12 protein-coding genes are annotated in these 12,132 nt (G+C 66.2%); 7 read left to right on the top strand and 5 right to left on the bottom strand.

What is annotated here, in order from left to right:
* Positions 1–87: 87 nt before the first annotated feature.
* Positions 88–1,080 carry a bifunctional riboflavin kinase/FAD synthetase gene (locus tag DIE13_RS12050; RefSeq protein ID WP_124827354.1) on the bottom strand — a complete coding sequence of 331 codons (993 nt, stop codon included), beginning with the start codon at positions 1,078–1,080 and terminating at the stop codon, positions 88–90.
* 122 nt (positions 1,081–1,202) lie between these two features.
* Here DIE13_RS12050 and purN point away from each other — a divergent pair, with 122 nt between their 5' ends.
* From purN to nadC, 6 genes are all read left to right on the top strand, one after another.
* Positions 1,203–1,865, top strand: coding sequence for a phosphoribosylglycinamide formyltransferase (gene purN, locus DIE13_RS12045; protein ID WP_124827353.1), 663 nt, complete (start codon positions 1,203–1,205; stop codon positions 1,863–1,865).
* Positions 1,862–3,124, top strand: coding sequence for an RsmB/NOP family class I SAM-dependent RNA methyltransferase (locus DIE13_RS12040; protein ID WP_124827352.1), 1,263 nt, complete (start codon positions 1,862–1,864; stop codon positions 3,122–3,124). The genes purN and DIE13_RS12040 overlap by 4 nt, the downstream gene beginning before the upstream one ends.
* 18 nt (positions 3,125–3,142) lie before the next feature.
* The gene (locus DIE13_RS12035; RefSeq protein ID WP_124827543.1) at positions 3,143–4,516 is read left to right on the top strand and encodes a mechanosensitive ion channel family protein; all 1,374 of its coding nucleotides are present in this window, start codon (positions 3,143–3,145) and stop codon (positions 4,514–4,516) included.
* Positions 4,517–4,748: 232 nt separating this feature from the next.
* Positions 4,749–5,945, top strand: a complete 1,197-nt coding sequence (locus tag DIE13_RS12030) for an acyl-CoA desaturase (protein WP_124827350.1) — start codon at positions 4,749–4,751, stop codon at positions 5,943–5,945.
* Positions 5,946–6,250: 305 nt separating this feature from the next.
* Complete coding sequence (nadA, locus tag DIE13_RS12025; protein WP_096502508.1) at positions 6,251–7,387, top strand: quinolinate synthase NadA; 1,137 nt, start codon at positions 6,251–6,253, stop codon at positions 7,385–7,387.
* On the top strand, positions 7,384–8,265 hold the full coding sequence (gene nadC / locus DIE13_RS12020) for a carboxylating nicotinate-nucleotide diphosphorylase (protein ID WP_124827349.1): 882 nt from the start codon (positions 7,384–7,386) through the stop codon (positions 8,263–8,265). Before nadA ends, nadC begins: the two co-directional genes overlap by 4 nt.
* A gap of 94 nt (positions 8,266–8,359) precedes the next feature.
* Here nadC and nadB read toward each other — a convergent pair whose 3' ends face one another.
* The 4 genes from nadB to radC form a co-directional block, all read right to left on the bottom strand.
* Positions 8,360–9,946 (bottom strand): L-aspartate oxidase, encoded by a 1,587-nt coding sequence (gene nadB / locus DIE13_RS12015; protein ID WP_124827347.1) that lies wholly within the window; start codon positions 9,944–9,946, stop codon positions 8,360–8,362.
* 160 nt (positions 9,947–10,106) lie between these two features.
* The gene (rpmG, locus tag DIE13_RS12010) at positions 10,107–10,274 is read right to left on the bottom strand and encodes a 50S ribosomal protein L33 (protein ID WP_006478046.1); all 168 of its coding nucleotides are present in this window, start codon (positions 10,272–10,274) and stop codon (positions 10,107–10,109) included.
* A 17-nt stretch (positions 10,275–10,291) separates the two neighbouring features.
* Positions 10,292–10,525 carry a 50S ribosomal protein L28 gene (rpmB, locus tag DIE13_RS12005; RefSeq protein WP_004186391.1) on the bottom strand — a complete coding sequence of 78 codons (234 nt, stop codon included), beginning with the start codon at positions 10,523–10,525 and terminating at the stop codon, positions 10,292–10,294.
* 238 nt (positions 10,526–10,763) lie between these two features.
* Entirely contained in the window at positions 10,764–11,540 is a 777-nt protein-coding gene (gene radC, locus DIE13_RS12000) for a RadC family protein (RefSeq protein WP_124827345.1), read from the bottom strand.
* Positions 11,541–11,676: 136 nt separating this feature from the next.
* On the opposite strand from radC, the gene DIE13_RS11995 reads away from it, so the two are divergent.
* On the top strand, positions 11,677–12,132 hold the full coding sequence (locus tag DIE13_RS11995; protein ID WP_014896285.1) for a peptidylprolyl isomerase: 456 nt from the start codon (positions 11,677–11,679) through the stop codon (positions 12,130–12,132).

Genomic DNA, 12,132 nt, shown 5'->3' with positions numbered 1-12,132 from the left:
AAATCGGGGGACGCTCGTGCGTCGTGAATCGGGGATGCGCGCGGGTCGGCGGCGCGAGGAAGGCGGCGCGGGGCGCCGCCGGCCGGATCAGCTAATTCGGTCGGTCGCCGACGTCGAGAAGCCGGTTGCACTGCTGCCCGGCGCGCGGTCGCGCTCGATGAAGTACGCGCGCGCATTGGCGACGTCCAGCGCGATCGCGCGCGACAACGCCTCGAGATCGTCGAACTTCGCCTCGTCGCGCAGTTTCTTCAGGAACTCGACGCGGATCAGCTTGCCGTACGCGTCGCCGTGCCAGTCGAGCAGGTGGACTTCGAGCAGCACGCGGCCGGAATCGTCGACGGTCGGACGCAGCCCGAGGCTCGCGACGCCCGGCAGCGGGGTGGGGCCGAGGCCGTGCACCTGCACGACGAAGATGCCCGCGAGCGCCGGCCGCTTGTGCGCGATCGGCAGGTTCAGCGTCGGGAAGCCGAGGTCGCGGCCGAGCTTGAGCCCGTGCGCGACGTGGCCGCTGATCGCATAGCCGTGGCCGAGCGCCAGCGCGGCCGCGTCGAGATCGCCCGCGCCGAGCGCGGCCCGCACGCCCGAGCTGGAGATGCGCGTGCCGTCGCTGCCGGCGACCGTGCCCATCTGCTCGACCTCGAAGCCGTACTGCTCGCCGGCCGCCTTCAGCGTGTCGAAGGTGCCCGCGCGCTTCGCGCCGTAGCAGAAATCGTCGCCGACCATCATCCAGCGCGCGTGCAGCCCGCCGACCAGCGTGCGTTCGACGAACGTCTGCGGCGACTGGCTCGCGAACGTATGGTTGAAGTGTTCGACGACAACGCGGTCGACGCCGTGATCGCGCAGCGCCTCCAGCTTGTCGCGCAGCATCGCGATGCGCGGCGGCGCGCCGGCCGGATTGAAGAATTCGCGCGGGTGCGGCTCGAACGTCATCACGCACACGGGCAGGCCGCGCGCGTCCGCTGCTGCGCGCACGCGCGCGAGCAGGGCCTGGTGGCCGCGATGGACACCGTCGAAGTTGCCGATCGTCAGCGCGCAAGGCGCGCGGCTTTCGGCGTTGGGCAGGCCGCGGAAGACTTTCACGATAGCGGATGCAGCGTCGGGGAATGGGCGGTGGGATGCCGCAAAGCAAAAGATTATAAACGTTCGGGCGGCCCGGCGGCCGAGAAGGGGGGAAACGCGAGGGCGAATGGTAAAATTCGCGGATGAAAAAACTCGTGATCCTGATTTCCGGTCGCGGCAGCAACATGGAGGCCATCGTCCGCGCGTGCGCGCAGGAACGCTGGCCGGCCGAGATTGCCGCCGTGATCGCCAACCGGCCCGATGCGGCCGGCCTGGCTTTTGCCGCGTCGCACGGGGTGGCGGCCGCGGTGGTCGACCATCGGTCGTTCGACGGCCGCGACAGCTTCGATGCGGCGCTCGCCGCCGAAATCGACCGTTTCGCACCCGATCTCGTCGTACTCGCCGGCTTCATGCGTATCCTGACGCCCGATTTCGTCAGACGATACGAGGGCCGGCTGCTGAACATCCATCCGTCGCTGCTGCCGAGCTTCAAGGGCATCCACACGCACCAGCAGGCGCTGGATGCCGGCGTCGCGCTGCACGGCGCGAGCGTGCATTTCGTCATTCCCGAACTCGACAGCGGCGCGATCGTCGCGCAGGGCGCGGTGCCCGTGCGCACGGGCGACGACGCGGCCGCGCTCGCGCAGCGTGTGCTGACGGTCGAGCACGTGCTGTATCCGCGTGCGGTGCGCTGGTTCGTCGAGGGGCGCCTGCGCCTCGAGAACGGGCGGGCAGTCGTGGCGCCGGAAGAGGCGCGCTGGATTTTCGCGGATCAACCGCATACCGAAACGAGCGAGGGCGTATGAAGCTGCACGGATTCCTGATTGGCCAGACCGAGACCTTGCTGGCCGAGGTGCTGAAATTCGCCGGCCCGGCCGACGCGACGACGAGCCGGTTTTTCCGTGCGCACCCGAAGCTCGGCCACGCCGAGCGCGGCGTGATCGCCGAGGCGGTGTTCGCGGTACTGCGCCGCAAGATGGAGTTCTCGCACCTCGCCGAGAGCGGCACGGGCAGCCCCGCGCGGCGCCTCACGCTGCTCGGCCTGATGCAGACGCTCGGCCGCAACGCGCTGAAGCCGTTCGTATCCGACACCGAGGCCGCATGGCTCGAGCACGTGTCGAAGATCGATCCGGCGAGCCTGCCGGTGCGCGTGCGCACGAACCTGCCGGACTGGATCTACCAGGCGCTGTCGGCCCGCTTCGACGCCGAGGAACTCGGGCAACTCGCCGCCGCGCTGAATTACCCCGCGCCGCTCGACCTGCGCGCCAATGCGCAGAAGGCGACGCGCGATCAGGTGATCGACGCGCTGCGCGCGAACGGCATCGACGCCGGTGCGACGCCTTTCGCGCCATACGGCGTGCGGGTCGTCGGCAAGCCGGCGCTCACGCGCCTGAAGCTGTTCGAGGAAGGCCAGATCGAGGTGCAGGACGAAGGCAGTCAGCTGCTGTGCTCGCTCGTCGCGCCGCGTCGCGGCGAGATGGTCGTCGATTTCTGCGCGGGCGCCGGCGGCAAGACGCTCGCGCTCGGCGCGATGATGCGCTCGACCGGGCGCCTGTACGCGTTCGACGTGTCGGAAAAGCGCCTCACGAAGCTGAAGCCGCGCCTTGCGCGCAGCGGCCTGTCGAACGTGAATCCGGTGCTGATCGACAGCGAGCACGATGCGAAGATCAAGCGGCTCGCCGGCAAGATCGACCGCGTGCTGGTCGACGCGCCGTGCAGCGGCCTCGGCACGCTGCGCCGCAATCCCGACCTCAAGTGGCGCCAGACGCGCACGTCGATCGAAGAGCTCGCGCCGAAGCAGGCGTCGATCCTCGCGAGCGCGGCGCGTCTCGTGAAGAAGGGCGGCCGTCTCGTCTACGCGACCTGCAGCGTGCTCGACGCGGAGAACGAAGCCATCGTCGAGCAGTTCCTGGCCGACCATCCGGAGTTCGTGCTGGTCCCGGCGCAGAAGGTGCTGGCCGACCAGCGCATCGAAATCGAGACCGGCGACTACCTGTCGCTGTGGCCGCACCGCCACGCCACCGACGGCTTCTTCGCCGCGGTGCTGGAACGGCGCCCGCAGTAACGGCAGCGCGCACGGATGATGCAGAATCGTCTGCTGTCGCACCGGCTCGCGTCGGTCATCCGCGACTTCAACCAGCCGGTGATGATCTGGCAGGCGGCGATCCTGGTTGGCGCGCTGTGTTTCGCATGGGGGGCCGCGCGCTTCGTGCACGGGCGCATCGACGCGCGCCGGCGGGCTGCCGGCCGCGTGCCCGGCGCCGGCGCGCAGAGCCTGAAGCGTGCGCTGTTCCCGCTGTTCGGCGGGCTGTTCGTGCTGGCGGCCCAGCTTGCGTTCGACCCGTTCATGTCGACGTCGCTGCTGTCGCTCGCGCTCGTGCCGCTGTTCGGCATCGGGTTCATCTACGTGCTGTTCTTCTTCGCGCGGCGCGTGTTCGCGCGCGACGGCCACACGCATGCGTGGTTGTCGGTCGTCGAGAAGATCGTGTCGGTGATCGTGTGGGCGGCGATGGTGTTCACCGTGCTCGGGATCCAGTCCGATGTGATCGCATGGCTCGACAGCGTGCAGTTTCGCGTCGCCAATGCGCACCTCACGCTGCTGTCGGTGATTTCCGGCGCGCTTTGGGTGTGCGTGACGCTGATGGTCGCCATGTGGCTCGGCTCGGTGCTCGAGGAGCGCTTGGCGCGCTCGAGCACGCTGGATGCGAACCTGAAGGTCGTGCTGTCGCGGGTCGGCCGCGCGCTGCTGGTGTTCGCGGCGATCCTCATCGGGCTGTCGCTCGTCGGCATCGACGTGACGGTGCTCGGCGTGTTCGGCGGCGCGCTTGGCGTCGGCCTCGGTTTCGGGCTGCAGAAGATCGCGAGCAACTACGTATCGGGCTTCATCATCCTGCTCGACCGCTCGCTGCGGCTCGGCGACGCCATCAGCGTCGGCGGGCTGCAGGGCGTCGTCACGCAGATCCGCACGCGCTACACGGTCGTGCGCGGCCTCGACGGCAACGAGACGTTGATCCCGAACGAGAAGCTGATCACCGACGTCGTGCAGAACCAGTCGTCGTACCTGACGCGCGGTTACGCGAAGGTCGCCGTGCAGGTCGCCTATACGAGTGATGTCGAGCAGGCGCTGTCGGTGCTCGCGGAGGCCGCGAAGGGCGTGCCGCGCGTGCTCGCCGAGCCGGCGCCGGCGCCGTACCTGGTCAGCTTCGGCGCGGACGGGATCGACCTGGAGCTCGGTTTCTGGATCGAGGATGCGGCGAAGGGCACGTCGGGTGTGCGTTCGAGCGTGAACCGCAACATCTGGCGGTTGTTCGGCGAACATGGGATCTCGATTCCGTTCCCGCAGCGCGAAGTGCGCGTCGTCGGCCTCCCGGAGGGGGTTGCCGCGACCGGCGCGATGGCCGAGAGCGAGCCGGTGGCCGGCAGCGGCTCGGCCGACGGACAGGCATCGGCCGCTTAGGCGCGCCGCACCGGCGCGAACGGGCCGAATCGGGTCCGTCGGGCGGCCAGAACCGGAGCGCGGGGCCTTCCGGGTCCGTCGATGGACTGTCCGTGTTGCTTCATGACAAGAAAATATTCATTTTTTACAAAGACTTGGAACGGTTGAAGTAAAATTCCGGTCTACACGCGGTATGCTTTCATTTTTATGACGTCGGCCCGCGCCAGCGTCGCTCTCACCACAGGTAACTGCCTTGTTGAATTCCCTGCTCGATTTTCTTTCCCACGGGCTTCTGCGTTTTTCGTGGTGGCAGGTCGCGTTGTTCGCGCTCGCCGTCACGCACGTCACGATCATCGGCGTGACGGTCTACCTGCATCGCTGCCAGGCGCACCGCGCGCTGGAGCTGCACCCGATCGCGAGCCACTTCTTCCGCGTGTGGCTGTGGATGACGACCGGCATGCTGACGGGCCAGTGGGCCGCGATCCATCGCAAGCACCATGCGAAGTGCGAGACCGAGGAAGATCCGCACAGCCCGCAGACGCGCGGCATCTGGAAGGTGTTCCTCGAAGGCGCCGAGCTGTATCGCGCGGAAGCGAAGAACGAAGAAACGATGCGCAAGTTCAGCCACGGCACGCCGAACGACTGGATCGAGCGCAATCTGTACTCGAAGTACCCGATCCTCGGCGTGAGCCTGATGATGGTGATCGACGTCGCGCTGTTCGGCGTGCTCGGCCTGACCGTGTGGGCCGTGCAGATGGTCTGGATTCCGTTCTGGGCGGCGGGTGTCGTCAACGGTTTCGGCCACTTCTGGGGCTACCGCAACTTCAACTCGGCCGATGCCAGCACGAACTTGTTCCCGTGGGGCATCGTGATCGGCGGCGAAGAACTGCATAACAACCACCACACGTTCGCGACGTCGGCGAAGCTGTCGAACAAGTGGTACGAATTCGACATCGGCTGGATGTACATCCGCATCATGTCGGCATTCGGCCTCGCGAAAGTGAAGAAGGTCGCGCCTACGCCGCGCCTGAACAAGCCGAAGACGGTGCTCGACCAGGAAACGCTGCAGGCCGTGCTGTCGAACCGCTACGAAGTGATGGCGCGCTACGGCAAGGCCGTGAAGCGTGCCTACCGTCAGGAGCTCGCGCACCTGAAGGAGCTTGGTTCGAGCGAGAAGTACCAACTGATGCGCGGCGCGCGCAAGTGGTTCCACAAGGATGCCGACGGCCTTGACGAGCCGCAGAAGAAGCTGCTGCCGGAGATCTTCGCGAACAGCCAGAAGCTGCATACGTACTTCCAGCTGCGCCAGGATCTGGCCGCGATCTGGGATCGCTCGACCGCGTCGCGCGAACAGCTGCTCGCGCAATTGCAGGATTGGTGTCATCGCGCGGAACAAAGCGGTATCAAGTCGCTGCAGGAATTCGCGACACGCCTGCGTCGCTACGCCTGATTCGAAATCGATTAGAATCTCAGGACGTCACAAACCCCGCGTTGGCGGGGTTTTTTCTTTTGGGCGGCCGGTTTTTACAGGACGACCGGACGTGCCGGAATTCGTATGAGGATCGGGGCAGCGCCGACGTGGCTCCCCGGGGGCGAGCGCAGGATAGGGCCGAAGCAGGCGCCAAAGGGCTAACTCGGGTCGACCGCGAAGCATGGGACCGGAGTAAGCGCTAAAGGGCTAACTCGGGTCGACCGCGAAGCATGGGACCGGAGTAAGCGCTAAAGCGCTAACTCCGGTCGACAGGAGATATGGAGATGCAATCGACGATCAAATCCGTCGAGTATGACCGGCCGGTCTCGGCAGGGACCGTCTGTGGCGTCGGGCAAGCATGGGCCAAGGTGCCCGATGCACCGTCCGCGGAAGAGCGCGCCGCACTGAAGGCGCGCATCAAGGCGCTGCTCGTGCGTGAAAAAGCCGTGCTGGTCGCCCATTACTACGTCGATGCCGAATTACAGGAACTGGCCGACGAAACCGGCGGCTGTGTCGCCGATTCGCTCGAAATGGCCCGCTTCGGCCGCGATCACGATGCGCAGACGCTCGTCGTCGCCGGCGTGCGCTTCATGGGCGAAACCTCGAAGATCCTGAGCCCGGGCAAACGCGTGCTGATGCCCGATCTCGATGCGACCTGCTCGCTCGACCTCGGTTGCCCGGTCGACGAATTTTCCGCGTTCTGCGATGCGCATCCCGACCGCACCGTCGTCGTCTATGCGAACACCAGCGCCGCGGTGAAGGCGCGCGCCGACTGGATGGTCACGTCGTCGATCGGCCTCGAGATCGTCGCCGACCTGCATGCGCGCGGCGAGAAGATCATCTGGGCTCCCGACCGCCATCTCGGCAGCTACATCCAGAAGAAAACCGGCGCGGACATGCTGCTGTGGCAGGGTTCGTGCCTCGTGCACGACGAATTCAAGGGCATCGAGCTCGACCTGCTGCGCGCCGAATATCCGGATGCGAAGGTGCTGGTTCACCCCGAGTCGCCGGAAAACGTCGTCGCGCAGGCGGACGTCGTCGGCTCGACGACGCAACTGATCGACGCAGCCGTGAAGTTCGACGCGAAGCACTTCATCGTCGCGACCGATCTCGGCATCCTGCACAAGATGCAGCTCGCGGCGCCCGGCAAGACCTTCATCGCCGCGCCGACGGCCGGTAACAGCGCGACCTGCAAGAGCTGCGCGCATTGCCCGTGGATGGCGATGAACGGCCTCGCCAATCTCGCCGACGTGCTCGAGCGCGGTCACAACGAGATCTTCGTCGATCCCGCGATCGGCGAACGCGCGCGTCTGCCGATCGACCGGATGCTCGATTTCGCGGCCGCGCACAAGAAACGCGTGCAGGCGAGCGGCGATCTGCAGCGCGACCAGCAACTGTTTGCGAACGTGGGGGCGGCATGACGACAGCAGTCTCCCCGCTGTTCGACAGCGTTCGTGCGCAATACGGCGCGGCATTCGACGAAGCGATCGCGCGCAACGTCGCCGATGCGATCGCGGAAGACGTCGGCACTGGCGACCAGACCGGGCGGCTCGTGCCGGCCGGCGAGCGTCGCCGTGCGCGCATCATCGTGCGCGAAGAAGCAGTGTTGTGCGGCGTGCCGTGGTTCGAGGCCGTCATCGCACGGATCGATCCGTCGATCGTCGTGCAATGGCGCTATCGCGAAGGCGACCGGATGTCGCCGGATTCGACCGTCTGCGAACTCGAAGGGCTGGCGCGCGCACTGCTGACGGCCGAGCGCAACGGGCTGAACTTCCTGCAACTGCTGTCGGGCGTGGCGAGCGCGACGCGCCGTTACGTCGACCGTGTCGAAGGTACGCGCGCGAAGATTCTCGATACGCGCAAGACGCTGCCGGGCCTGCGGCTCGCGCAGAAGTACGCGGTGCGGGTCGGCGGCGGCGAGAACCAGCGTCTCGCGCTGTACGACGGCATTCTGATCAAGGAAAACCACATCGCGGCAGCGGGCGGCGTCGGCGAGGCACTCGACGCGGCGTTCGCACTCGAGTCGGGCGTGCCCGTGCAGGTCGAAGTCGAGACGCTCGCGCAGCTCGACACGGCGCTCGCACACGGTGCGCAGTCGGTGCTGATCGACAACTTCACGCTCGACATGATGCGCGAAGCGGTGCGCGTGGCGGCGGGCAAGGCCGTGCTCGAAGTATCGGGCGGCGTCAATTTCGATACGGTGCGCGCGTTCGCGGAGACGGGTGTCGACCGCATCTCTATCGGCGCGCTGACGAAGGACGTGCGCGCAACCGACTACTCGATGCGGATCGTCAACTGATCGCAAGTCGTGCCGCCTGACGAAAAAAGCCGCTGGCGCGAAACGCCAGCGGCTTTTTTTCCGGGTGCGGCAGCCGGAAGAAGGGTGTACCCGCTCAGCGTCGCGCGCGCGGCGTGAGCACGCTCGGCAGGGCCTTCGGCAGCGTATGCGGCCAGTCGCGGCTGTAGTGCAGCCCGCGGCTCTCGCGGCGCGAGTACGCGCTCTTCACGATCAGCGTCGCGACGTCGACGAGATTGCGCAGCTCGAGCAGGTCGCGCGTCACGCGGAAGTTCGCGTAGTACTCGTGGATTTCGTCGCGCAAAAGCGACAGTCGGTGCTTCGCGCGTTCGAGGCGCTTGTCGGTGCGCACGATGCCGACGTAGTTCCACATCAGGCGGCGCAGTTCGTCCCAGTTGTGTGCGACGACGACTTCCTCATCCGCATCCGACACGCGGCTTTCGTCCCAGGCGGGCAGCGTGGCCGGCGTGTCGGCATCGTAGCCGGCCGCCTCGATCGCTTCGGCCGCCGCGCGGCCGATCACGAGGCATTCGAGCAGCGAGTTGCTCGCGAGTCGGTTCGCGCCGTGCAGCCCCGTGTATGACGTCTCGCCGACCGCATACAGGCCCGCGAGATCGGTGCGCCCCGCGAGATCGGTGACGACGCCGCCGCACGTGTAGTGTGCGGCCGGCACCACGGGAATCGGCTGCTTCGCGATGTCGATGCCGAATTCGAGGCAGCGCGCGTGGATCGTCGGGAAATGTTCGCGCAGGAACGCTTCCGGCTGATGGCTGATGTCGAGATACACGCAGTCGATCCCGCGCTTCTTGATTTCGAAGTCGATCGCGCGCGCGACGATGTCGCGCGGCGCGAGTTCGGCGCGCGGATCGTGCGCCGGCATGAAGCGCGTGCCGTCGGGCAGCTTCAGCAGGCCGCCTTCGCCGCGCACGGCCTCCGAAATCAGGAACGACTTCGCGTACGGGTGGAACAGGCAGGTCGGGTGGAACTGGATGAATTCCATGTTCGACACGCGGCAACCCGCACGCCACGCCATGGCTATGCCGTCGCCAGTCGCGGTGTCGGGGTTGGTGGTGTACAGGTAGACCTTGCCTGCGCCGCCGGTCGCGAGCACCGTGTGCGGCGCCTCGATCGTGATCGTGCGGTCGTTGTCGACGTCGAGCGCATACAAGCCGTGACAGCGGCGCCCGGGCAGGCCGAGCCGGTCCGACGTGATCAGGTCGATCGCGTGGTGGTTTTCGAAGAAGGTGATGTTCGGATGCTGGCGCGCGCGCTCGGACAGCGTCGCGAGCACCGCATGGCCGGTTGCGTCGGCCGCGTGAATGATCCGGCGGTGACTGTGGCCGCCTTCGCGGGTCAGATGGAAGCCGAGCTCGGCCGCATCGTCCTTCGTGAACGGCACGCCCTGCGAGATCAGCCATTCGATCGCTTCGCGGCCGTGTTCGACGATATAGCGCGTCGCGCCTTCGTCGCAGAGTCCTCCACCGGCGACCAGCGTGTCGTCGACGTGGTTCTCGATGCTGTCCGCGGAGTCGAGGACGGCTGCGATGCCACCCTGCGCGTTATCGCTCGCGCCCTCCATCATCGAACGTTTCGCGATCAGCGCGACACGTCGCGTGCTGGCCAGGTTGAGTGCGACCGACAGCCCTGCCAGGCCGCTGCCGACGATCGCCACGTCGAATTTCATGCTGCATCTCCATCGTTACGCTTTAGATTTTGTGCGTTCCGTCGGCCGTGGCCGCGGAAAGGGGAGAGCATACCGCGTCGGGCTCATGCGTGCGCGCAAAACAAAAAGCCCCGCATGTGCGGGGCTTTTTGGTCGCCGTCAGGCTGGCAGAAACCGGAGATTACTTGATCTTGGTTTCTTTGTATTCCACATGCTTGCGGACGACGGGATCGAACTTCTTGATCGCCATCTTTTCCGGCATGTTGCGCTTGTTCTTCGTGGTCGTGTAGAAGTGACCCGTACCAGCGGTCGACTCGAGCTTGATCTTGTCGCGTGCGCCTTTTGCCATGATTGTGCTCCTTGGGCTTAGGCTTCGCCGCGTGCGCGCAGGTCAGCGAGCACGGAATCGATGCCGTTCTTGTCGATCAGACGCAGGCCGGCGTTGGAAACGCGCAGGCGCACCCAGCGGTTTTCGCTTTCAACCCAGAACCGGCGGTTTTGCAGGTTCGGGAGGAAGCGGCGCTTCGTCTTGTTGTTTGCGTGGGAAACGTTGTTGCCGCTCATCGGCGCTTTCCCAGTTACTTGGCATACGCGTGCCATGAGAGCACTCCTAATACGCTAAATTCGGGGTTCGATCGCCGATGAAGGTTCCATCGTACCGCCACGTGATCCATGGCTGCACTCAGAACGCCGAAGCCCTTACAGACAAGGCCCTTCGATGGCTAGAACTGGTTGGAAAAAAGACAGACGGCGATTCTAGCAGAAAAAGTTCAGAGAAATCAAACCCAATTTCGCATCGCCGTTGCGGCGGCCCCGGGGCGGGTCGCCGGGCCACAGTCTACAGCCAACCGGCGCGTGCGAACGAAAATGTATCGGCCGCGCCGACGACGACATGATCGAGCAGCTTCGCGTCGACGAGCTGGAGCGCTTCGTGCAGGGCGCGCGTGAGCCGGCGATCCTCCGCGCTCGGCTGCACTGCGCCGGACGGATGGTTGTGCGCGACGATCAGCGCGGCGGCATTCAGCGTCAGCGTGCGGCGTACGATCTCGCGCGGATAGACGGCCATCCGCGTCAGCGATCCGCGCGCGCTTTCTTCCACGTCGATGAGGCCGTGTCGGGCATCCAGGTACAGCGTGACGAATACTTCGTACGGACGTGTGCCGATCTTCAGTCGCAGATAGTCCTCGACCGCGCCGGGCGAATCGATCTGCACCCGCACGCGCGCCTTTTCGGCCAGCGCGCGCCGCGCGATTTCGGTCACGGCGATCAGCAGCGCCGAGCGCGCGGCGCCGATACCGGGGTGCGTGGCGAACACGTCGGGCTCCGCGTCGAGCATGTCGCGCAGCGAGTTGCCGAACCGCGCGAGCAGTGCGCTCGCGCTGTCGAACACGTTGAGGCCGCCGCCGCCGGTGCCGAGCAGCAACGCGATCAGCTCCGCGTCGGTCAGCGCGGCCGGCCCGCGTTCCAGCAGCCGCTCGCGCGGCAGATTCGGTTTCCAGTTGCGCGGGCGGCGCTTGCGCGGCCGGGCAGGGGCCGCGCGGCGGGCCGCAGCGGCCGGGGGATCGGCGGTATCGCGACATTCGGTCGCCGCGACGGCGAGGCGGGATGACAGCATGCTTGAACTCCATTGGCGGCGGGGCGTGCGCGCGACCTCGTCGCACTTTCAGCCTTGCGCGCTCAGGTGACTTACAATATTGGCTTTGCGCCGGGCCTTTCGGCCCATTTCGGGCGCCGACGAACACGAGTAATTCATGAGCCTCATCGATCTATCCGAAGTGAAGCCCGGTTCCCATGTCACGCTGCATTACCGGCTTGCACTGGCCGACGGCGCCGATATCGTCAACACGTTCTCCGACAAGCCCGCCACGCTGCTGCTCGGCGCGGGGCAACTGGCGCCGTCGCTGGAACAGATTCTGATCGGGCTCCGGGTCGGCGACCATTCGACTTTTCAGCTAACGCCCGAACAAGGGTTCGGTCCCCGCAATCCCGACATGCTCCAGCGCGTGACGCTGTCGACGCTGCGCGAGAACGGGATGGTCGGCGACGATTTCACGCCCGGCGAGCTGATCGAGTTCAACGCGCCGGACGGCGGTCGCTATGCAGGTGTGCTGAAGGAAGTCAGCGAAACCTCGGCGCTGTTCGACTTCAATCATCCGCTCGCGGGCCAGGCGCTCACGTTCGAAGTGAAAATCATCGGAATCCTGTAA

Source organism: Burkholderia sp. Bp9016, from assembly GCF_003857765.1.
Taxonomy (GTDB): Bacteria; Pseudomonadota; Gammaproteobacteria; order Burkholderiales; family Burkholderiaceae; genus Burkholderia.
Note: the sequence above shows the minus strand (reverse complement) of the source record. Positions and strands in the feature narration are given on the sequence as shown.

Excerpts from the sequence above, each read along its gene's own strand:
- purN (WP_124827353.1), top strand. The coding sequence starts at position 1,203 with ATGAAAAAACTCGTGATCCTGATTTCCGGTCGCGGCAGCAACATGGAG.
- rpmG (WP_006478046.1), bottom strand. The coding sequence starts at position 10,274 with ATGGCAAAAGGCGCACGCGACAAGATCAAGCTCGAGTCGACCGCTGGT.
- radC (WP_124827345.1), bottom strand. The coding sequence starts at position 11,540 with ATGCTGTCATCCCGCCTCGCCGTCGCGGCGACCGAATGTCGCGATACC.
- nadA (WP_096502508.1), top strand. The coding sequence starts at position 6,251 with ATGCAATCGACGATCAAATCCGTCGAGTATGACCGGCCGGTCTCGGCA.
- DIE13_RS12035 (WP_124827543.1), top strand. The coding sequence starts at position 3,143 with ATGCAGAATCGTCTGCTGTCGCACCGGCTCGCGTCGGTCATCCGCGAC.
- nadB (WP_124827347.1), bottom strand. The coding sequence starts at position 9,946 with ATGAAATTCGACGTGGCGATCGTCGGCAGCGGCCTGGCAGGGCTGTCG.
- rpmB (WP_004186391.1), bottom strand. The coding sequence starts at position 10,525 with ATGGCACGCGTATGCCAAGTAACTGGGAAAGCGCCGATGAGCGGCAAC.
- DIE13_RS12040 (WP_124827352.1), top strand. The coding sequence starts at position 1,862 with ATGAAGCTGCACGGATTCCTGATTGGCCAGACCGAGACCTTGCTGGCC.
- DIE13_RS11995 (WP_014896285.1), top strand. The coding sequence starts at position 11,677 with ATGAGCCTCATCGATCTATCCGAAGTGAAGCCCGGTTCCCATGTCACG.
- nadC (WP_124827349.1), top strand. The coding sequence starts at position 7,384 with ATGACGACAGCAGTCTCCCCGCTGTTCGACAGCGTTCGTGCGCAATAC.